The sequence below is a fragment of the Roseibium sp. AWQ4_290 genome, assembly GCF_056160985.1.
Map to the genome: position 1 here is coordinate 29504 of NZ_JBSWYG010000013.1, position 21960 is coordinate 51463.

Genomic DNA, 21960 nt, shown 5'->3' on the forward strand with positions numbered 1-21960 from the left:
AACCCCGGGCCTGCGCGTGGAATTTATCAAGCTTCAACCCGCCGAATGGCAGGCTCTGCTTCTGACATTGAAAGTCGCCGCCGTTGCGCTGGCCGTTGCGCTGCCCGCCGCCATCTGTGTTGCCTATCTTCTGGCCCGCAGCCGTTTTCCCGGCCATGGGCTGGTCAATGCTCTGGTGCATATGCCCCTCGTCCTGCCGCCGGTTGTCACCGGCTATCTTTTGCTGCTGGCCTTTGGCCGCAAGGGCCCGGTGGGTGCTTTTCTTGATGAGGTGTTTGGCCTCCGCTTTGCCTTCACCTGGACCGGTGCAGCCCTGGCGGCAGGAGTTATGGCGTTTCCACTGATTGTCCGCCCGATCCGCCTTTCCTTTGAAGCAGTCGATCCGAAACTGGAAGATGCTGCGAAATCCCTGGGCGCGCACCGGATCATCAGCTTTGTGACCGTCACCCTGCCGCTGGCCCTGCCCGGCATTCTGGGCGGCGCCATCCTGGGTTTTGCCAAGGCGATGGGCGAGTTTGGCGCCACCATCACCTTTGTCTCCAACATTCCCGGCGAAACCCGCACACTGGCGCTGGCGCTTTACACCGCCACCCAGACCCCAAGCGGCGATCTGGCCGCCTTCCGACTGACTTTGATTGCGGCCTTTGTGGCCTTTACCGCCCTGATCGCCTCCGAATTTCTGGCCTACCGCCTGAAGGCCAGGCTGGGAGGCGCCCGTGCTTGAGGTTGATATTGCCGGAGACATCGGCACCTTTGCCTTTGAGGCCCGGTTTGAAAGTCCGGGCGGGGTGACGTCCCTGTTCGGCCAGTCCGGCGCGGGCAAAACCACGTTGACCAATATGATTGCGGGGCTCGTCCGGCCGAAACGCGGGCGCATTGTGCTCAATGGCCGGGTCCTGTTCGACGCGGACAAGCGCATCAATCTGCCGGTTCAGACCCGGCGGATCGGCCATGTCTTTCAGGAGGCCCGCCTCTTTCCCCATATGAGCGTCAAGTCCAACCTCACCTATGCCCGCTGGGCGGGGGGACGGAAGGGCAAGCGGGAGCTTGGCGAAGTGACCGGGCTCTTGGGGCTGGAGCCGCTTCTGGCCCGCAAACCGGAGACCCTGTCAGGCGGGGAAAAGCAGCGGGTGGCCATCGGCCGAGCGCTGCTTTCCGATCCGCAGCTGTTGATCATGGACGAGCCGCTGGCAAATCTGGATCAGGCCCGGCGCAACGGCATTCTGCCCTATCTCGACCGGCTGTGTGTGGAAGCGGATCTGCCAATTCTCTACGTCAGCCATTCGATCGAGGAAGTTGCGCGCCTGTCCAGCACGCTTGTGATCCTGTCGGACGGCACAACGCCGGCCTATGGCCCGGTGGCCGACATGCTGACCCGGACCGATCTCGGCCGCGCCACCGGCCGCCACGAGGCGGGCGCGCTGGTGCACGGCACGGTGGACCGGGTCGACAGCACCTGGGGCCTGACCTTTGTCGATATTGGCGGAGCCATCCTGCAGATCCCGGACCTTCCCGCCGAGGCAGGCGATACAGTGCGCCTGCGCATCCGGGCCCGGGACGTGGCGCTGGCGGCCGAACCGCCAACCGGCCTGTCGATCCGCAACGCCTTTCAGGCGAAGATCACCAGCATCTCGGAAGAATCTGGCCCCTACGCAGAAATCCTGTGTGCCCTGCAGGGCCAGACCTTGCGCGCCCGCATCACCCGTGCGTCCGTTGCCGATCTGGAACTGGCCACCGGCAAAGAGGTCACCGTGCTGATCAAGAGTGTGGCCATCGACCGGCGCCAGCGCAGCCTCGTTTGAGAAAGCGCAGAATACCTGCCGTTCCACACAGCGCGCTTTGGGACAACCGCATCCTCCCGTATACTGGTGCGATGACACGCAGACACAGGTCCGGACATTGGCGCACCAACTGGCGCAGGCTCAAGATCGGCATCGGGGCCGGAGTGGTCGTGACCACCCTGGTCATTGTCGTTCTGACCGGCTTGGCCAGCCTCCGGATCACACTTGCAGAGACACGCACCCGGGCAGAGGCCAATCTGGCCGTGCAGACCGCCGTGCTGGAACGTCTTCTGGACAAGTTCCGCCTGCTGTCGCCGCTTCTGGCCCGGGGTGCGGATATTCAGGATTTTTTCTTTGACGAGCAGCATGCGATGCAGCCGGGCATTGCCGCCATTGCCGCCGGCATGTCCGGCGCAGAGGAAATCTGGCTGATGGATGCTGAAGGCCAAGTGATAGTCTCCAGCCAGCACAAGGTCCCGGCCCATGCCCTTGGCGGCGCGCAGATGATCCCCGGCGCCTTTACCCAGGTCCGGCAAGGCCAGCTTGGGCGGGAGTTGATCCCCGGCACGCCGGCGACGCCATCGTCTTATGTCTTTGCCTCACCGCTGCGCCAGAATGGCCGGTTTCTGGGAGCGGTTGCGGTCCGGGTGAGCCTTGAAAAGGTGGAACAGGCCTGGGCGCTCAGCAAGGACCCGATCCTGGCCCTGAACAGGGCCGGACAGGTGGTCGTTTCCAACCGGCCGGAGCTGCGCGGCAAGTCCCTTGCCGGGCTGGACGGTACGTGGCGTATTGTCGATCTGGCCCTGCCGGGGCGGTTGAAGCTTCTGTTGCCGGGGGCCAACGCGGCCAAGCCCCATATGCAGCTTGCCGCCAATGTGCCGGTTCTGGGCTGGAAAGTCGTGACCCTGGTGGAAATCGGCGAGGCGCGTCAGCAATCGGGCTGGGCCATGCTGATCGCCCTTCTGGTCTGCGTCATCGCAGCCGGTGGCCTGGGGCTTGTTGTGGCCCGCCGCCAGGAATTCCTGCGCACCGAGCGCCGCAACAGGGCTGCAGCCCTCAGGCTGGAACGGCGGGTGCAAAGCCGAACAGCAGAACTTCGCCGCGCAAACACCCATCTGGAACGGGAGGTGCGGGAGCGGCAGCAGGCCGAAGCCAATCTGCGCCAGACCCAGGCGGAACTGGTCCAGGCCGCGAAGCTCGCCACCCTTGGGCGCATGTCCGCAGCGCTTAGCCATGAATACAATCAGCCGCTTGCCGCCATCGGCACTGATGCGGAAATCGCCGGGATGCTGATCGACCGGGGCCGGTCCGAGGAGGCCCGGGACAATCTGACCCGGATCGGCAGCATGGTGAAGCGCATGGGCGCAATCGCCAAGACCCTGAAGGGCTTCACCCGCAAGTCGGGCACCGATATCAAGCCCGTGTCCCTGCGCCAGGTGATTGACGAGGCCCTGCTGCTGCTGCAGCCCCAGATCAAACAGAGCGGCTTTGTGCTCTCCGTGGATCTGCCGCAGGAGGATATCATTGTCGAAGGCGGGCATATCCGCCTGGAGCAGGTGGTGATCAACCTTCTGTCCAACGCTTTTGATGCGGTCCAGTCCTGCCCCGCACCACTGATCACCCTATCGCTTGCGCGGGAAGGGGACGAGGCGGTGCTGCATGTGGCCGACAATGGGCCCGGCATTGATGAAGACATACTGCCGCAGATCTTTGACCCGTTTTTCACCACCAAGGATGTCGGCGCCGGGCTCGGACTGGGCTTGTCCATCGCCTATAAAATCGTCCATGACTTTTCCGGATCGCTGAAAGCAGCGAATCGCGACGGCGGCGGGGCGGTTTTCACCATGCGCCTGCCGGCCGCCGATACCAGGGTCATGGCTGCGGAATAAGGTGATGGATCAGGCAACGGTTTTGCTGGTGGACGATGAAGACGCGCTCCGGGGCTCGCTCAGCCAGGGGCTTGAGCTGACCGGCCAGAACGTCTTTGCCACCGGCCGTCCGGAAGCCGCCCTGGAGCGCATCACCCGGGAGTTTTACGGTATTCTGGTCACCGACATCCGCATGCCGGGCACGGATGGATTTGCCGTGATGCGCCGGGCCTTTGAAATCGATCCGGCCCTGCCGGTGGTGCTGATCACCGGCCATGGCGATGTGCCGCTCGCGGTCGAAGCCATGCGGGCCGGGGCCTATGACTTTCTGGAAAAACCGTTTTCCGTCGCCCATCTGGCCTCCGTTGTGGAGCGGGCGCTCGACAAGCGGCGTCTGGTGCTGGAAAACCGCAAGCTGCGGGAAGAACTGGCCGACAGGACCGGGCTGGAAAGCCGTCTGGTCGGCCGCACCCCGGCCATGGACCTGTTGCGCAAGAATGTAACGGCCCTGGCCACGACCGATGCGGATATCCTGATCCTGGGCGAGACCGGATCGGGCAAGGAGGTCGTCGCCCGGGCGCTGCATGATGAAGGCCCGCGCAAGGACCGGCCCTTTGTGGCCCTCAATTGTGGGGCCCTTCCGGCGGAAATCATCGAATCGGAACTGTTCGGCCACGAGAAAGGCGCCTTCACCGGGGCCAGCGGCCAGCGGATCGGCAAGCTGGAACACGCCCATGGCGGCACGGTCTTTCTCGACGAGATCGAATCCATGCCGCTGGAATTGCAGGTCAAGCTGTTGCGGGTGATCGAGACCCGCACAATTGAGCGGCTCGGCTCCAACCGGACCATTGACCTGGATGTGCGCTTCATAGCGGCCACCAAGGAGGATCTGGAAGCCGCCGGCAAGGACGGGCGCTTCCGTCTCGACCTGTTCTACCGGCTGAATGTGGTCCATGTGTCCATCCCCCCCTTGCGCGACCGGCTGGAGGATATCCCCCTGCTGTTCCGGCATCTGGCTGTGGAGGCACGGGCCCGCTACCGGCGGGAAATCCCCGATATCGGCGACGCCTATCTGTCCGGGCTGATGGCCCGGGACTGGCCGGGCAATGTGCGCGAGTTGCGCAATGTGGCCGACCGGTTCGTGCTGGGTCTGGAACAGCAGCCAGACCCGGCAGCCGGCCCGGGCAACAGCCTGTTCGATCAGGTGGCCGGGTTTGAAAAAGCTCTGATTGCCACTGAACTCCAGCGCAATGACGGCGCCATCAAACCCACCTATGAGCGTCTCGGCCTTTCTCGCAAAGCCCTTTATGAGAAAATGCGCAAATACGGCCTCGGCCGGGAGGACACCGCTCTTGGGTGAGGCCTTTGTCTGGCCTTGAGACGAAAGGCACTTTCGTCTGCAAAAGCAAACACATCCCGGTCCAGCATTGGAATTGTTGCAACGCATCTTCGAAGCAGAAAAGTCCTGGCGCCTGTCACAAACTGCAGCGCTCACTCGTCAAGGAAGTGTCACCTCCCCGAATTTCTTACGGAAGACACCCATGAAACACCAAGATGCCATCCACCATCAGGACTTCGCTCCTTCGATCTTAAAGAGATTTCTGGCTGCCAGCGGCGAGATCGGTAAGTCACCTCTGTCACCCGGATTGCGCCATTTGTTGGATCTGCGGGTCTCGCAGATCAATCAATGCGCGTATTGCGTCATGATGCACACAAGCGAAGCCTTGCAAGACGGCGAGCGCCAGGAGCGCTTGCAGCGGCTGACGGTCTGGCGCTACGTGGACGATTTCACCGACGCGGAAAAAGCAGCTCTTGCCTGGGCCGAAGCCTTGACGGAACTTGACCCGAAAATGGACTATGCGCCTCTACGGAAGACCTTGCGTGCTCATTTTGATGAGGCCAGCATCAGTGCAATGACAGCGGCCGTGGCTATGATCAATCTGTGGAACCGGATGCAGATCTCCAATCACTGAGACCATAGAGACGAGATGACAGACCCGTCCGACAGTGTTGTCTTTGAAAGGGCACGCCCGCGATTGCTCGGGCTTGCCTATCGCATGCTGGGCTCTATGGCCGATGCGGAGGATGCGGTGCAGGACACGTTTTTGCGCTGGCGGAATATTGACAAATCCACCGTTGTCAACGGGAGTGCGCTTCTGACGTCCATTTGCACCAACAGATGCCTGGACGATTTGAAGGCGGCCCGCAGGAAACGGCTCGACTATGTGGGCCCGTGGATCCCCGAACCGCTTCAGGTGGAAGCGGCCTCAGACCCGGAGGCGGATCTGGACCGGGCCCAGTCTCTCACCACCGCCTTTCTTCTTCTGCTGGACCGGCTGAGCCCCAAGGAACGGGCGGCCTATCTGTTGCGGGACGTGTTCGGCCAGTCCTATGCTGAGGTGGCTGCCGCCCTCGGCCTGTCAGAAGCCGCTTGCCGCCAGCTGGTCTCCCGCGCCTCCAAACATCTCAAAGGCACCGCCACCAACCACATGCCCAGCCCGGACCATCAGCAGCGCATGCTGTCGGCTTTTCTCGCAGCGTTGGAAAGCGGTTCGGTGGAGGTCCTGTCCGGGTTGCTGGCCGAAACGGTGCAGTTCCAATCCGATGGCGGCGGCAAGGCCACGGCATTGCGCCGGATTCTGGAAGGCCGGGACAAGGTTGCAAAATACCTGGCACGCATCCTGGGGCGGCTCCTGTCCGGCGCCCGCCTGGAACCTCTCGGGATTAACGGGCTCCACGGGATTGTGGTCTTTCAGGACGCCGGCCTCGCAACGGCCCTGACCCTCGGATATGCACCCGACGGCACGATTGCCCGGGTCTTTGTCATCCGCAATCCGGACAAGCTGCACCGGCTTGCCATACCGCTCCGCCATGACCTGAAAAGCGGGGGTCTTCAGCAATAGCCGCGCAGGCGCCCCGATGTGTCGGTTTCGACACATCGGTCAGCGTCCATGTGTCGGACTCCACCCATTCTCAGGAAGGTTTCTAAGAAAAGCCCCGGATACGCAGACACCCAAGGCCGGATTAAGCTTGGGTTTGCGGCCTTTGAGGCTGTTGGCGGAGATTTGGCACAGGTTTTGCCAAAACAGGTTCGACCAGCTCAAAAGCTGTCCGGCCCGAACGGCCGTCATACTGATATGTCTGGGAGGACATCCTAATGAAAAAGTTTGTTATCGCCGCTGCGGCCGCAGCGTCCTTCGCCATGTCGTCGTCCGCCTTTGCGGCCGATGAGTGCTCCGACGGCGAAGTCATCATCAAGTTCAGCCATGTCGTGGCTGCGCAAGGTCACCCGAAAGGCGAAATGGCAACCGCGCTTGCCAAACGCATCAACGCAGAGATGGACGGCAAGGCCTGCATGCAGGTATTCCCATCGTCTCAGCTTTTTGACGACAACAAAGTGATGGAAGCCCTGCTTCTGGGCGATGTCCAGCTGGCGGCCCCGTCCCTGTCGAAATTCGAGTCCTACACGCTGAAATACCGCCTGTTCGACCTGCCGTTCCTGTTCTCCAACATGGATGCGGTGACCACCTTCACCAAGGGCGAAAAGGGTCAGGAACTTCTGGGCGCCATGTCCGACTATGGATTTGTCGGTCTCGGCTACGTGTTCAACGGCCTGAAGCAGTTCTCTGCCAACAAACCACTTCTGGTGCCCTCCGATGCCAAGGGTCTGAAGTTCCGGGTTCAGACATCGGACGTTGCCGTGGCCATGATCGAAGCCATGGGCGCCAATGCCCAGAAACTGGCCTTCAAGGAAGTCTATGGCGCACTTCAGACCGGTGTTGTGGACGGTCAGGAAAACACCTGGTCCAACATCTACACCAAAAAGTTCTTCGAAGTGCAGGACGGCACCACGGAAACCAACCACCAGCTGCTGACTTACCTGGCCGTGACCTCCCAGGAATGGCTGGACAGCCTGGATGCGGATGTGCGGGACCAGTTCCTGACGATCTTCGGCGAGGTTTCCGACGAGTACAACGCCCGCTCCACCGAGATCAACGAAGCCAACAAGCAGAAGATCATCGAAAATGGCGGTGCTGTCCGTCAGCTGACGCCTGAGCAGCGTGACGAGTGGGTCAAGACCATGAAACCGGTCTGGGACAAGTTCCGCGACGATATCGGTCAGGATGTCATCGACGCGGCGGTGGCCTCCAACCAGGGCAGCTAAGCCCCGGGTATCCCAAGCCTTGCGTAAATTGGAAGAAGGCCCGGACGGCCTTCTTCCTTCAATCATACACAAGCTCGTTCAAGAGCGATTCATATTGGGGGGACCCATGGGTTCAGAGTTCATGGCCTATTACTGGCCACTCTTGCTCACCGCCGCTTTCTTCTGTCTTTATGTCGCCGTTGATCAGGTTTCACCGAAAACAATCGCGTCTCTGGACGAGAATATCATCGCAATCCTGCTGGCGCTGATGACACTCGTCACCTTCAGCCAGGTGATTGCCCGCTACATGTTCAATTCCGGCTGGGGCGGTGCGCTGGAATTCACCCGCGTGCTGTTTGCCTGGCTGATCCTGTTCGGCATGAGCTACGGCATCAAGATCGGCACTCATCTGGGGGTCGATGCGGTGATCAACCTCCTGCCGAAACCGCTCTTCAGGGCCGCAGCTCTTGCCGGGGCTGCGCTGACCGTTCTTTATGCGGTGCTGATGTTCGACGCGGGCTGGTTCGGCGCCCTTCTGGGCCTGGACAACAAGGGCGCAACCGGTGGCGCCTATGCCTATTTCGCCAAATTCTACAAAGTGCCAATTGGCATGGAAGACCTGAAATGGCCAGCCTTCATGTCCGAAGGGCTTGGCATTCGCGAACGGGTGCCCCGCTGGATTCCCTATATCATTCTGCCCATCGGTCTTGCTCTTCTGGCCTACCGGGCCGCACAGGCCTTTGTGCTGATCCTTCTCGGGAAAAAAGAGGCCATCATCGCCGCCCATGAGGCGGAGGATCTGGTGGCGGAAAACAAAGACGTGCTGAAGGACTAGGCCGATGGAAACCGCATTTCTGTTTATCTTCGTCTTCGGCTTCCTGTTTCTCGGGGTTCCGATCTCCATTTCCCTCGGCCTGTCCGCAGTCCTCTATATCGCACTGTTCAGCCATGACTCCATGAGTTCGGTGGCAGTCCAGCTGTTCAACGCCTCGCAGAACTTCACCTTGCTTGCGATCCCGTTCTTCATTCTGGCGTCGAGCTTCATGTCGACCGGCGGCGTTGCCCGGCGCATCATCCGCTTCTCCATTGCAACGGTCGGCTCCATCCGGGGCGGTCTGGCGATCGCCGGGGTGTTTGCTTGCATGCTGTTTGCAGCGCTTTCCGGCTCGTCTCCGGCCACCGTGGTGGCCATTGGCACCATCGCCATCGCCGGGATGCGCCAGGCGGGCTACACCAAGGAATTCGCGGCCGGTGTCATCGCCAATGCGGGCACGCTCGGCATCCTGATCCCACCTTCCATCGTGATGGTGGTCTATGCCGCGGCAACCAACGTCTCCGTCGGCCGCATGTTCCTGGCCGGGGTCGTTCCCGGGATCATTGCCGGTCTGATGCTGATGACCGCCATTTATGTCATGGCCCGGATAAAAAACCTGCCCGCGCAGCCCTGGCCCGGCTTCAGGGAAATCTGGGGCGCCCTTTCGGAAGCCGCTGTCGGCCTCTTCCTGATGGTGATCATCCTGGGCGGCATCTATCTGGGCATCTTCACGCCGACGGAAGCGGCTGCGGTTGCCGCCGTCTATGCCTGCCTGATCGCCCTCTTCGTCTACCGGGACATGGGACCGCTTTCAGGTATCGGCTGGCTGAATGACAGCGACGGTCCGCTGGCCCTGACCGGGTTCAAGACGATCACCTATGCCCTTGTTGCCATGTTCACCTGGTCCGGCATCGCCTCGCTCGTGACCGAGCGGGCCTTTTTCGGGCTGGACAGCGCAGGTGTTCTGATCGCCGCCCTGATCGGCTATCCCATGCTGCGCCATGGCCTCGGCCCGGCGCAGCTGCCTGCGGCCTATAGCGCTGGCGGGGCTGTCTGGGGACGGAACCTTGGCCTGATCGTCTGGAAGTTCTTTCCCGCCTTGGTCCACAAGGACACCAAGAAGGTTCTGACCGATTCCGCCAAGACCACCATTATGCTGATGTTCATCATCGTCAACGCCCTGCTTTTTGCGCACACGCTAACGGCGGAACAGATCCCGCAGGTTATCACGGACTGGATGGTGGAAGCGGGCTTCAACTGGTTCACCTTCCTGATTGCCGTCAACATCCTGCTCCTGATCGGCGGACAGTTCATGGAACCTTCCGGGCTGCTGCTGATCGTCGCCCCCGTTGTCTTCCCCATCGGCATCGAACTGGGGGTCGATCCGATCCATCTCGGCATCCTGATGGTGGTGAATATGGAAATCGGCATGATCACGCCGCCCATCGGGCTGAACCTGTTCGTGACATCGGGGATCACGGGCATGAGCCTGGTGCAGGTGGTCAAGGCGGCCGCACCCTTCGTGCTGGTCCTGCTGGTGTTCCTGGTGCTTGTAACCTATGTGCCGGCGATCTCCACCTTCCTTCCCTACCTGCTGATGGGGCCGGAGATCATCACGCAGTAAGCCTTGCGCAGCTGTTGTTTAGACTTCAAAGCGGCCGGAACATTCCGGCCGCTTTTTCATGTCTTGCCACGCACCTGGCCAGAGACCAGGCGTCACACAGGCCTCCCAACAAAAAAGCCGGCCCAAAGGACCGGCTGTCTGTTGGCAGGAACCGCAATAGGGCGCTTAAACGATGCTGCCAAGTTTCATGGCAACGCTCATGTCGCCTTCCACCTGCATCTTGCCGCCCATAAACGCTGCAGTCGGGTTCAAGTCGCCGGAGAGAAGCTCGGCCAGATCGTCCGGTGAGATCTTGATGGTGCAGTCAGCGTCCCCATTGTCATTGCTAACTTCAGTGCCTTGCAAAAAAATCACACCCTCACCGCCAAGGTCAAACTTGACGCTTTCTTCAATGCCGCCACCGGCGACTTTCCCGCGGACGCCTTCGGTCAGCTGTTCCAAGGACATGTTCAGTCTCCCATCTGAGTTCGGCTTGTGCCGGTGAGGGGGCTTTGAAGCATGCCGTTTACGTAACCGTCAAGTCCTGTTTTGCCGGATGCAAAAGATCCGCACATCCAGTGCCAGAACTTCGTCCGGACGGCCCCCGGCTGATGGCCGGGGCTGCCGTGGAAAAAGGCATGGCGCCACTGCGCGGCAACGCAAGAACGCCTCTGCCAGGATCAGTGGTTGTCGCGCGGCATACCCTTGGTATGGGCGATGTCCTGATATTTGGCAGCCGGTTCCAGCACCATGCCCCGGTCGAACTGGCCGACAATGCCGCGCTGGATTTCCTGCCAGGGGGTTTGGCTCTCCGGGACTTTGAACCCGCCTTGTGCCTCCAGATCCCGGTGCCGCTGCGCCAGTTCCTCATCGGAAATAAGAATGTCTGCCGTGCCCTTGTTCAGGTCGATCCGCACCTGGTCGCCAGTCTTGAGCAGTGCCAGACCGCCCATGGCCGCTGCCTCGGGCGCCGCGTTCAAGATCGACGGCGACCCGGAGGTGCCAGATTGGCGGCCGTCGCCGATACAGGGCAGCGAAGTAATCCCGCGTTTGATCAACGCCGCAGGCGGCTGCATGTTGACCACTTCCGCGCCGCCCGGATATCCGATCGGGCCGGTGCCCCGGATGAAAAGCATACAGTATTCGTCGATCTCCAGCGCCGGGTCATCCAGACGGTGGTGATAATCCTCCGGACCTTCAAAGACGATGGCCCGGCCTTCAAAGGCTTCAGGATCGTCCGGATTGGACAGGTAGCGCGTGCGGAATTCCTCCGAGATCACGCTGGTCTTCATGATCGCGCTGTCGAACAGATTGCCCTTCAGATTGATGAACCCGGCCCGCTCCATCATCGGCGCGTCATAGGGTTTGATCACATCGGGCAGGTCCGTGACCACGTCCTTGCAATTGCCACCGATTGTCTGGCCATTTGCGGTGACGGCCTCCGGATGGGGCAGTTTGCCATGGCGTATCAGTTCGGCGACAACCGCCGGAACACCGCCGGCGTGAAAATAGTCTTCGCCGAGATAATCACCCGCCGGCTGCAGATTGACCAGAAGCGGAATGTCGTGGCCGAGAGCCTGCCAGTCGTCATTGGTCAGCTCCACCCCCAAATGGCGGGCAATGCCGTTCAGGTGAATCGGCGCGTTGGTGGAACCGCCGATGGCGGAGTTGACGACGATGGCGTTTTCAAACGCCTCACGGGTCATGATGTCGGACGGTTTCTGGTCCTGATGCACCATCTCCACAATGCGCTTGCCGGTCTCATAGGAGATCCCGCCCCGCTCCCGGTAGGGCGCAGGGATGGCTGCGGCGCCCGGCAGCTGCATGCCAAGGGCCTCGGCCAGCGAATTCATCGTGGTGGCCGTGCCCATGGTGTTGCAATAGCCGACGGAAGGCGCCGCAGACGCCACCAGATCCATGAAACCCTTGTAATCGATCTCCCCGGCGGCCAGCATCTGGCGGGCTTTCCAGACAATGGTGCCCGATCCTGTGCGCTCGCCCTTGTGCCAGCCGTTCAGCATCGGGCCGACGGACAGGGCAATCGCCGGAATGTTGACGGTCGCCGCAGCCATCAGACAGGCCGGAGTGGTCTTGTCGCAACCGATGGTCAGGACGACGCCGTCAATCGGATAGCCATAAAGAAGCTCCACCAGCCCGAGATAGGCAAGGTTGCGGTCCAGCGATGCGGTCGGGCGCTTGCCGGTTTCCTGGATCGGATGAACCGGAAATTCAAAGGCAATGCCGCCCGCTTCGCGGATGCCTTCGCGCACTCGTTTGGCCAGTTCCAGATGATGCCGGTTGCACGGCGACAGATCGGAGCCGGTCTGGGCAATGCCAATGATCGGCTTGCCGGACTGTAACTCTTCCCGGGTGATGCCGAAATTGAGATAGCGCTCGATATAGAGCGCTGTCATGCCGGGATTATCCGGATTGTCAAACCAGGCCTGTGACCGGAGTGCCGGTTTTTTTGTGTCGCTCATGGCGCCTCATCCCTCACGCAGATTTTCTTGTTCACATGGCGAACGATAAACACCAGCGTCAGGAAGCTGTAAAGGCAGGGAATCGCTAAAGCAGTTTCACATTGCGAGAAAATCACGCCCGGGCCGGAAGCCCCCTGATCCCGGTGGCGCCGAGCCGGGCAAACGCCAGCAGAATGGAGAGGCAAAGCGCAAACAGAGCCGGGGCCGCCACCAGCGGCAATGCGAACAAGGCACCGGCAAGACCGGCTGCGGCCCAGAGCCCGCACAGCCCCCCCCGCGCGCGCAGCGCCATCCGGTCCCGCCGCATGGCAAGAGCCTTGAGCGCCGGAAAAGCCCCGATATCATCGGTGTCGCTGACCGCCAGCGGTGTCAGGCTGCCGTTCTGCATATCTTTGCCGGACGCACCACTTGCATAAAGCTCCAAAGCCATCCGGTCACCGGACAGGGTCAGAACGAGGGACCCTTCGCTTTGCGCCAGCCGGGCTGCAGCTTCATGCACCGTTTCCCCAGGCTGCGGGTTCTTGGGCAGGCCAAGACCCAGAAGATCCCCCAGGGCTTCCCGGGTATTGGGGCTGTCATTTGTGAACAGCCATGGGGTCAGGCCTTCTGATTTGAGCGCCATTCCGGCAACGCCCGCATCCTGGCGCAATGTGCCTTCCAGCCCAAGCACCCCCACCACACGTCCGCCAACCGCCACCCGCAGCACGGTTTTGCCGTCTGCTTCCAGGGACCGTGCAATGGCGTCGGCTGTGAAACTGTCGATCTTCAGGCGTTTCAGAAGATCCGGCGTGCCGATTGCCACGGTCTGCCCGCCCAGCAGTGCCACGACACCGAGGCCCGGGGCCGGATCAAACCGATCCGGTGTTTTGACAGATACCTGCCATTGGGCTGCAAGATGGCGCAAAGCGACCGAAACCGGGTGCGTGGACGGGGCTTCGGCAGAGGCGGCAACCGCCAGAAGGGTTTTGGGTTCGTTGTTGAAGGCCATCACGTTGGTCACCGTCAATTCCGGGCCGGACATGACCGCCGTCTTGTCGATCAGGATGTTGCGGGCCCGGCCAATCAGGGAGAGAGCGGATGGATCAAGATCCCGAACCCCTGCGGCCCGGGCCGCCTTGTGAAACACCGTATCGGCAAAGGCATTGATGCCGTCCACCAGCACTGGCCAGGACAAGAGAAGACTGGCCGCGGCCGCGGCCGGCGCTGAAACCGGATCAGCCAGCAACCAGGCCAGACCCACCGTGCCTGCCAGCGTCACCGATCCGGCCGCCTCCACCAGGCCGTCCCGGTCGCCCCGGGGCGGCAGAACGGCAACACCAAGGGTGCGCAATATCATCATGAAAGCCCCGGCAAGCGCCAGTGCATCCGCTCCAGAACCAAATCCACCAACGTGTTTCAGCACGGACGACGCCAGAAACAGAAACATCGAGATACAAACTGTCAACAAGGATAAAAGGCGCCCAATCTGCTCATTCAACGAGAAAGAGAGGCCAAGAAACGCAAAAAGCGCCGAAAACATGCTGAAAAAGAAGGCATTTAACGGCCCGGGCGGGGACAAACTCTGAAAAGGAAGGTGAGCGCCCTGGTCCGCCTCAAGCATGGCCAGGATCAGGAAGCCCGCGGAGAAACATATAGAAATAATCCAAGTCATCGCGTTCAAAGAAGTTTTCGGCATTTGAGACGGCTTTCGTAACGTCAGTCAGTTTGCTGGATCCGGGCGATACAGAGCATTGGGGACGAAAGAACGTGCTCATCGGACGTCCCCAAGCATGTGCAACCGGGGCCGTGTGGGCAATCTACTTAAGGTTACAGAACGAGCATAGAGGACTAGCTCTGGACAAGTTCTGGTCACTTCTGCCAATGATTTGTGCTGGCGTCGGCTTGCTCAGCCAGACAGGGTCTATACTGTATCGTGTGTATTGGGTGACCGAGCCGTTTTTATTTGAAGGCTCCAGGTAGAGTTATACTTTAAACGGGGTATTTTTGCCTGAAACTGTAATGCAGGGAACGCTGTTAAGCTTTCCCTGAATTATTGTTTCAAGGGCTTTTAATTTCTATCGGAGCGTTTTTCAGCCAAGGACAATTTCGGAAATCTTTGACAACCAGAGACCGGACGTAAGGTTTTTACTCTCCCTGCTCCGGGCCTGGATCCCAGGGGCAAAAATTGCCGGGTCCGGACTCGCCTGTGGTTATCATACGGCTTCGGTCCGGGAATCGGGGTCTTTCAGGGAGTCAAGGGAGCGACTCGCCCGAGTCCCAAAAAAGACTCTGGATCAAAAGGTTATACCAACCGCACCTGAAAGGTCCCAAACACGGCCTCTGGTGGCTCGTACCGGCCCGCCGGACGGCGTTGCGCCGCTTGAACGGCCAACCAGGCCGTCCTGCGCAACGCGCCTTGCCAGCAAACCGGATCGTGCCATCAGACGAGATCTTGTTAGGTGCGGTTGGTATTACCGTGCCAAGCCCGTTCTGGCAGAAACGATCTGTTCTGGCTGCTGCGCTGATATCCCTGATGTCCGTCAGCCAAAGGCAGAGCCGAAAAAGGCGGCTCTGGTTTCTCACCGGGGCCGCCGTCTTGGCCTTGGCCGCTGAACGCCTGCGCGCCCTGTCACGCCGTTTCCAGATTGGCTCTGGACAGAAGCTCCATGGAAGGCATCAGGTTCAAAAGCTCGCGCGTATAGGCATGCTGCGGGTTTTCAAACAACGCGTCGCACTCGGCGACCTCACACAACTCACCGTGCCGCATCACCCCGATCCGGTTGCACATCTGGCGGATGACAGCCAGATCATGGCTGATGAACAGCATGGTCAGGCCCAGCTCCTCCTGCAGATCCTTCAACAGGTTGAGGATCTGCGCCTGAATGGACACATCCAGTGCAGAGGTCGGTTCGTCACAGATCAGGAAACGCGGCCGGGTGGCCAGCGCCCGGGCAATGGAGATCCGCTGGCGCTGACCGCCGGAAAACTCGTGCGGGAATTTCTTCCCCGCCTCGACGCCCAGCCCGACATGATCCAGAAGATCATCCACAATCTGGCGGACTTCCATGTTGCTGGAGGCCAGTTTGTGGAACTTGATCGGCTCGGCGATGATGTCCTTCACCCGCATGCGCGCATTGAGCGACGAATACGGGTCCTGAAAGATCATCTGCATCTGCCGGCGCATGGCCAGCACTTCCTTGCGGTTCTTCAGGGAGGTCAGTTCGGTCTTCCCGAACAGGATCGAGCCACCGCTGGGGTGGTAGAGCCCGGTGATCAGGCGCGCGATGGTCGACTTGCCCGACCCGCTTTCGCCCACCACTCCGAAGGTTTCGCCCTGCTGGATGTCGAAACTGACCTTCTTGACTGCCTGGAAATATTTGCGCTGGGACGGGAAAACCGACCCGCGCGTCTCGAACCGCATATCCAGATCCCGGATCTGAACCAGAGGCCCGGACACTTTCTCATAGTCACGGGACTTGCCCAGCCAATGGGTCGAGATATCGATATGCTTTTGCGGGGTGCTGGCCTTTTCAATATAATTGACCACCGGAAAGCGCTCGACCTTGATGTCCGGGCGGGGGACGGCCGAAATGAGGCTCTGGGTATAGGGATGTTCCGGAGCCCCCAGCACCTGGCTCGTCACCCCATATTCCACCAGTTCGCCATGATACATAACCGCCACATGGTCGGTGATGTCGGCAATCACACCCATATCATGGGTGATCACCAGCATGGCCACGTTCCGCTCCACGCAGAGCTTCTTCATCAGCTCCAGAATCTGCGCCTGAATGGACACGTCCAGCGCCGTTGTCGGCTCGTCCGCAATCACCAGCTCCGGCTCGGCACACAGGGCCAGTGCAATTACCACGCGTTGGCGCATGCCGCCGGAAAACTGATGCGGATACTGCTTGATCCGCTCGGCAGGGTCCGGAATGCCGACCGCGTCAATCAATTCCACAGCCCGCTCCCGCGCCTGTTTGGCCGACATCGGCAAATGGGTGCGGATGGTTTCCACCAATTGGGATTCAACCGTCTGAAGCGGATCAAGCGACGTCAGCGGGTCCTGAAAGATCATGCCGATCTTGCGGCCGCGCAGCCGCCGCTTGTCCTTGTCGCGCAGGTTGTCGATGCGCTGGCCGTGGAGGTGGACCTCCCCGGCCGCGATGTGGCCCGGCTCCTGCAACAGGCCGATCACCGCGTTGCCAACAGTTGACTTGCCGGCTCCAGATTCCCCGACAACACCGAGGATCTTGCCGGCTTTCACGGACAGATTGACCCCATCCACCGCAACAAACACGGATTTGCGTCCGGGAAATTCGACGGTCAGGTTCTTGATATCGAGAACGTTCATCGGGCCCTTACCGCAGTTTCGGGTTCAGGGCGTCGCGCAGCCAATCGCCCAGAAGGTTGACATTGAGGACCAGCAGCGCAAGCGCCAGGCCGGGAAAAATGGCGATCCACCACTCGCCGGAATAGAGGAAATCGTTGCCGATGGCGATCAGCGTGCCGAGCGAGGGCTGGGTGGGCGGCATGCCGACCCCCAGGAACGAGAGGGTTGCCTCGGTGACAATGGCAAGTGCCAGATTGATGGTGGCGATCACCATGACCGGCCCCATCACATTGGGCAGGATATGGCGGGCCATGATGGTGACCGGGGGAATGCCGATCACCCGGGCTGCTTGCACATATTCCTTGTTCTTCTCCACCATGGTCGAGCCGCGCACCGTACGCGCATACTGGACCCAGAACGACAGGGCCAGAGAGACAATGAGGATGTAGAACGCATAGACATCCCGGTCGAGCCCGCCAAAGACCCCGGCGGCGATGCCGTCAATCAGAAGCGCGATCAGGATGGCCGGGAAGGTCAGCTGGACATCGGCGATCCGCATGATCACCGCATCCACCCGGCCGCCCATATAGCCGGCGACCAGACCGAGGGAAATGCCGATCACGGCTGCGGCAAACACGGAGCAGAAGCCGACAATCAGGGAAATGCGCATGCCGTATAAAATGCCCGAAAGCAGATCACGGCCCTGATCATCTGTTCCCAGCAGGAAGCGCGGATCGGCATATTCCATCCAGAGCGGTGGAACACGGGCATCCATGATGGAAATGGAGGCAAGGTCGAACGGATCATGCGGCGCAATCCAGGGGGCGAGAAACGCCGCCAGAAACAGCACCAGCGTGATAACAGCGGCCACGACGGTGACTTTGGAACGCAGGAACGCGTGAAACATGTCACTGTCGACTATCTTCGAAAGGCGGCCTTGGGCGGCGTCTTTGCTGGAGACGTTGGACATCGGAAACGGTCTCCTTAAGGCCGGCCCACGCGCAGGCGCGGGTCAATATAGAAGTAAAGAATATCGACGATGAAGTTGATCGCGACAAACAGGAAGGCTGTCAGCAACAGATAGGCGGACATGATCGGGATATCGACATTTTGCACCGCCTGTAGAAACATCAGCCCCATGCCCGGCCACTGGAACACGGTTTCGGTGATCGTGGCAAAGGCGATAATGGCACCGAGCTGAAGGCCGGTGATGGTGATGACCGGAACAAGCGTGTTTTTGAGCGCATGGCGGAAATGGACAAGCCGGTCCGGCAGGCCCCGGGCGCGGGCGAATTTGATATAGTCGGTTCGGATCACTTCCAGCATTTCCGCGCGGATCAGGCGCATGATCAGGGTCATCTGATAAAGCCCAAGGGTGATGGAGGGCAGCACCAGGGCCTTGAGGCCGGAGACGGTCAGAAAGCCCGTTGTCCACCAGGAGCCGATGGGCACCGTCTCCCCACGGCCGAAGCTTGGCAGCCATTGCAAGGTGACCGAGAACAGGAAAATCAGCAAAATGCCGATGAAGAAGGTCGGCAGCGAGATGCCTACCAGGGACACGGACAGGAACAGCCTGGAAATCGCAGACTCCCGGTTGAGCCCGGCATAGATCCCCATGGGAATGCCAACGGCCAGCGCGAACAGCGCGGAGGTGAAGCTGAGCTCAAGCGTTGCCGGAATGCGTTTGGCAAAGAGTTCGGAGACGGGCTGCCGGAACTGGTAAGATGTGCCGAAATCGAACTGCGCCGCTTTGGTGATGAAGTTGAAGAACTGGACGGGCACCGGATCGTTCAGGCCCAGCTTTTCACGAAGCGCCGCGCGCTCTTCGAGGGAGGTTTCGATCCCGACCATCTGGTTGATGGGATCTCCCACAAAACGGAACATGGTGAAGGCGAGAAGGGCCACCACCAGCATGACAATCATCGCCTGCATCAGGCGGCGTGTCGCAAAACCAATCATTTCGGCTCTTTAGGGTCTGGTATGAAAATACGCTCCCGGGGCTCCGGGAGCGTATCTTTGACGGGTGTCGTAAGTTAGTTCTTCTTGATGAAGCGGAACTTGAACTGATTGTCAGCGCGCTGGACAAGCTCGATATTCGACGCAACACCCCAGGCAAGCGCCTGCTGGTGCAGCGGGATGTAATAAACATTGTCGTGGCTGATCTTGTAGGCCTCGGCGATCAGGGCGTCCCGCTTGTCCTGGTCGATCTCAACCAGCACTTCGCCGGTCAGCGCATCAATCTTCTCGTCGCAGAACCCGCCCAGGTTGAACGGCGAGCCTTCGCCCGATTCCGTGCGGCAGTTCATCAGGTTGGACAGGATATTCCAGCTGTCGAGGGACCCGGGGGTCCAGCCCAGCAGATAGAAGGACGTGTCATACCCGCCCGATGCCAGAACCTTGGCGAAATATTTCGCCTTGGGCTGGGCATTCAGGTCGATCTTCACGCCGATGCGGGCCAGCATGGACGCAACGGCCTGGCAGATGGCTTCGTCATTGACGTAACGGTCATTCGGGCAGTCCATGCTGACGGTGAAGCCATCGCCATAACCGGCGTCTTCCAGCAGTTTCTTGGCCGCATCCGGATCATAGGGATAGCGCTCGAATTCATCCGACCTGGAGAACAGAAGCGGGGAGATCATGATCGCGGACGGCGTGGACAGGCCGCGCATGACCTTCTGCTTGATCGCATCGACATTGATGGCCTGATAGAAGGCCTTGCGCACCCGCTCATCCTTGAACGGGTTCTTGCCCTTCACATCAGAATGGAGCAACTCGTCCCGCATCTGGTCCATGCCCAGGAAGATTGTGCGCAGTTCGGGACCAGTCAGCGCGACCGTGCTGGCATTGTCATTGATGCGTTTGATATCCTGAACCGGGATCGGATAGACCATGTCGAGTTCGCCGGACAACAGCGCGGCCACGCGGGTAGCATCGGAGGAAATCGGCGTGAATTCGACCGTATCGATATTGTGCTCGGGCGTATCCCACCAGCCGTCATACTTCTCATAGACCGTCTTCACGCCAGCTTCGTGGCTGACGATCTTGAACGGGCCGGTGCCATTGGCATGCAGGGACGCATAGTTCGGCGTGGTGTCGGAGGCGGAGGTAACAGCGACAGCGTCGTGTTCGGTCGTCCACTCCTTGTCCATGATGTAGAACGTGTCCCACTCATAGTGCAGGATCGGATTGGGTCCGCTTAGAACAAAATCTACGGTGTAGTCGTCAACGATTTCCACTTTTGCATCAGACGGGACCCGCGGTGTCAGATCCGAGCCTTCTGCCCGGATGCGGTCCGCGGAAAAGGCCACGTCTTCGGCGGTAAAATCGTTGCCATTGTGGAATTTCACACCCTTGCGCAGATAAAACCGCCACCGGTTGGGCTCAATGATTTCCCAACGCTCCGCCAGAGATGGCTGAATGGACAGGTCTGCCCCGCGGCGGGTCAGGCCCTCATAGGCATTGCCCAGCGCCGACAGGGTAAAGGTTTCGTTAAGACTGTAAGGATCCAGGAAATTCAAGCTGCCCTGAAAAGCAAACTTGAATGTTTCAGCCTGTGCAGCAGTGATTGTTCCCGCCGCCAAAAATGCGGTGAGCGCTAGTGTCTTTTTGTTCATGTTCCCCTCGTTTTTCCCCGTTTCCTGCCCAACCCAATTTCGCCGGGCCCCTCAAATTTCTGAAGATGTCCGACAATGACTGGCGCGAACTATGACATTGCAAATGTCTGAGTTCAAATTTGTTTATGCCCGAATTCGCGACATTTCGTGCTGCAGTTTGTCCAAAAGGGATGCGCAACGGTCAAGCTCGGCAAGTGCAATAAATTCATCCGCTTGATGCGCCTGATCGATCGATCCGGGACCACACACAACCGTCGACAGGCCATGCTCCTGAAAGATCCCCCCTTCTGTCGCATAAACCACCACGTTCCGGCCATTGTCACCGGTCAGGCCGCGGACAACCATTTCGGCCATGCCGTCGGTTTCTTCCGCAAGGCCCGGCACATTTGCCAACTCCTCAACCTTTATTGAGCACTCGTCAGAAATTTCAAGCATTGCAGGAAGAACATCCTGCTCGATGAACCCTTTGTAGGCGGCAATCCAGCCGGCTGCGGCCTCTCCGGGCAGCAGGCGGATATCGGACACGAATTCGCAGGTTTGCGCCGTGATGTTGTGGGCCTCCCCGCCTTTGATGACGCCGCTATGGAGCGTCGTATAGGGAGGGATGAACGGGCAATGCGGGTCTGCCTTGGCCTTGTTGTCCGCTGTGCGCGCATCCAGCCAGGAAATCAGCCTGGCGGCTGCGGAAATGGCTGAAACGCCCCGGTGCAACTGGCTGGAATGGGCCGGATGCCCGGTCACCGTGGTCTTGAGAACGACAATGCCCTTGTGGCCGGTCACAACCTTCATATTTGTTGGCTCGCCCACAATGACGAAATCCGGCAGGGCTTCCCTTGCCAGAATGTCCTGTGCCAGCGGCCCGGCCCCGAAACAGCCGATTTCCTCGTCATAGGACAGTGCAATGTGGATGGGCCGCTGCAGGTTTGCGGCCAGAAAGTCCGGCACTTTGGCCAGAACCACCGCTGCAAAGCCCTTCATGTCGGCCGCTCCGCGCCCATAAAGCCGCCCGGCGTCAATCCGGGCCGTGAACGGATCACTTGACCATGCCTGCCCCTCCACTGGCACCACATCCGTGTGCGCGGACAGAACCACTCCGCCCGCCACCGCCGGACCGATGCGCGCGTGCAGGCCCGCCTTGGTGCCTGTCCCGTCCGGCACCCGTGTGGAAGCCACCCCATGACCGTCCAGATAACCTTCGACAAAGGCGATCAGATCGAGATTGCTGCGGTCCGAAATCGTGTTGAAGGAAATGAGCTTTTCCAGCATGTCCTGCGGTGTGTAGCGAAGTGTCAAAAAAAATCCTTTCGGGGCCGGCGAGCAGGCGGGTGATTTGTAGCCCTGATGCGC

General features: G+C 60.2%; 17 protein-coding genes. 9 read left to right on the forward strand and 8 right to left on the reverse strand.

Going from position 1 to position 21960, the window contains the following annotated elements:
• Window positions 1–16: 16 nt before the first annotated feature.
• The 9 genes from modB (at window position 17) to ACXAH0_RS14305 (ending at window position 10231) form a co-directional block, all read left to right on the forward strand.
• Complete coding sequence (gene modB / locus ACXAH0_RS14265; protein WP_475181722.1) at window positions 17–724, forward strand: molybdate ABC transporter permease subunit; 708 nt, start codon at window positions 17–19, stop codon at window positions 722–724.
• A complete protein-coding gene (modC, locus tag ACXAH0_RS14270; protein WP_475181725.1) occupies window positions 717–1802 on the forward strand; it encodes a molybdenum ABC transporter ATP-binding protein in 1086 nt (361 codons plus the stop codon). The genes modB and modC overlap by 8 nt, the downstream gene beginning before the upstream one ends.
• A 71-nt stretch (window positions 1803–1873) precedes the next feature.
• Window positions 1874–3670 carry a sensor histidine kinase gene (locus tag ACXAH0_RS14275; protein WP_475192291.1) on the forward strand — a complete coding sequence of 599 codons (1797 nt, stop codon included), beginning with the start codon at window positions 1874–1876 and terminating at the stop codon, window positions 3668–3670.
• A 4-nt stretch (window positions 3671–3674) separates the two neighbouring features.
• Window positions 3675–5009: a sigma-54-dependent transcriptional regulator gene (locus ACXAH0_RS14280; RefSeq protein WP_475192293.1), complete on the forward strand. Its 1335-nt coding sequence runs from the start codon at window positions 3675–3677 to the stop codon at window positions 5007–5009.
• Between the two features lie 181 nt (window positions 5010–5190).
• Window positions 5191–5622, forward strand: coding sequence for a carboxymuconolactone decarboxylase family protein (locus ACXAH0_RS14285; RefSeq protein WP_475181738.1), 432 nt, complete (start codon window positions 5191–5193; stop codon window positions 5620–5622).
• Between the two features lie 15 nt (window positions 5623–5637).
• Window positions 5638–6552: an RNA polymerase sigma factor SigJ gene (sigJ, locus tag ACXAH0_RS14290; protein WP_475192295.1), complete on the forward strand. Its 915-nt coding sequence runs from the start codon at window positions 5638–5640 to the stop codon at window positions 6550–6552.
• Between the two features lie 254 nt (window positions 6553–6806).
• Window positions 6807–7814 (forward strand): DctP family TRAP transporter solute-binding subunit, encoded by a 1008-nt coding sequence (locus ACXAH0_RS14295; protein WP_475192297.1) that lies wholly within the window; start codon window positions 6807–6809, stop codon window positions 7812–7814.
• A 106-nt stretch (window positions 7815–7920) separates the two neighbouring features.
• A complete protein-coding gene (locus ACXAH0_RS14300; RefSeq protein ID WP_475192299.1) occupies window positions 7921–8628 on the forward strand; it encodes a TRAP transporter small permease in 708 nt (235 codons plus the stop codon).
• Window positions 8629–8632: 4 nt separating this feature from the next.
• Complete coding sequence (locus ACXAH0_RS14305) at window positions 8633–10231, forward strand: TRAP transporter large permease (protein ID WP_475192300.1); 1599 nt, start codon at window positions 8633–8635, stop codon at window positions 10229–10231.
• 165 nt (window positions 10232–10396) lie between these two features.
• Here the strand turns inward: ACXAH0_RS14305 and ACXAH0_RS14310 are convergent, their stop codons facing one another.
• The 8 genes from ACXAH0_RS14310 to argE form a co-directional block, all read right to left on the reverse strand.
• Entirely contained in the window at window positions 10397–10678 is a 282-nt protein-coding gene (locus ACXAH0_RS14310) for an SCP2 sterol-binding domain-containing protein (protein WP_475181752.1), read from the reverse strand.
• Between the two features lie 212 nt (window positions 10679–10890).
• Window positions 10891–12690, reverse strand: a complete 1800-nt coding sequence (locus tag ACXAH0_RS14315; protein WP_475192301.1) for an IlvD/Edd family dehydratase — start codon at window positions 12688–12690, stop codon at window positions 10891–10893.
• 112 nt (window positions 12691–12802) lie between these two features.
• Complete coding sequence (locus ACXAH0_RS14320) at window positions 12803–14092, reverse strand: HAD family hydrolase (protein WP_475181762.1); 1290 nt, start codon at window positions 14090–14092, stop codon at window positions 12803–12805.
• A gap of 1206 nt (window positions 14093–15298) precedes the next feature.
• Window positions 15299–17020 (reverse strand): ABC transporter ATP-binding protein, encoded by a 1722-nt coding sequence (locus ACXAH0_RS14325; protein WP_475192303.1) that lies wholly within the window; start codon window positions 17018–17020, stop codon window positions 15299–15301.
• Window positions 17021–17027: 7 nt separating this feature from the next.
• Window positions 17028–17969 carry an ABC transporter permease gene (locus ACXAH0_RS14330; protein ID WP_475192305.1) on the reverse strand — a complete coding sequence of 314 codons (942 nt, stop codon included), beginning with the start codon at window positions 17967–17969 and terminating at the stop codon, window positions 17028–17030.
• 14 nt (window positions 17970–17983) lie between these two features.
• Window positions 17984–18958 carry an ABC transporter permease gene (locus ACXAH0_RS14335; protein ID WP_475181776.1) on the reverse strand — a complete coding sequence of 325 codons (975 nt, stop codon included), beginning with the start codon at window positions 18956–18958 and terminating at the stop codon, window positions 17984–17986.
• 74 nt (window positions 18959–19032) lie between these two features.
• A complete protein-coding gene (locus ACXAH0_RS14340) occupies window positions 19033–20613 on the reverse strand; it encodes an ABC transporter substrate-binding protein (RefSeq protein WP_475192308.1) in 1581 nt (526 codons plus the stop codon).
• A 123-nt stretch (window positions 20614–20736) separates the two neighbouring features.
• Window positions 20737–21906: an acetylornithine deacetylase gene (argE, locus tag ACXAH0_RS14345; protein ID WP_475192310.1), complete on the reverse strand. Its 1170-nt coding sequence runs from the start codon at window positions 21904–21906 to the stop codon at window positions 20737–20739.
• Between the last annotated feature and the right edge of the window lie 54 nt (window positions 21907–21960).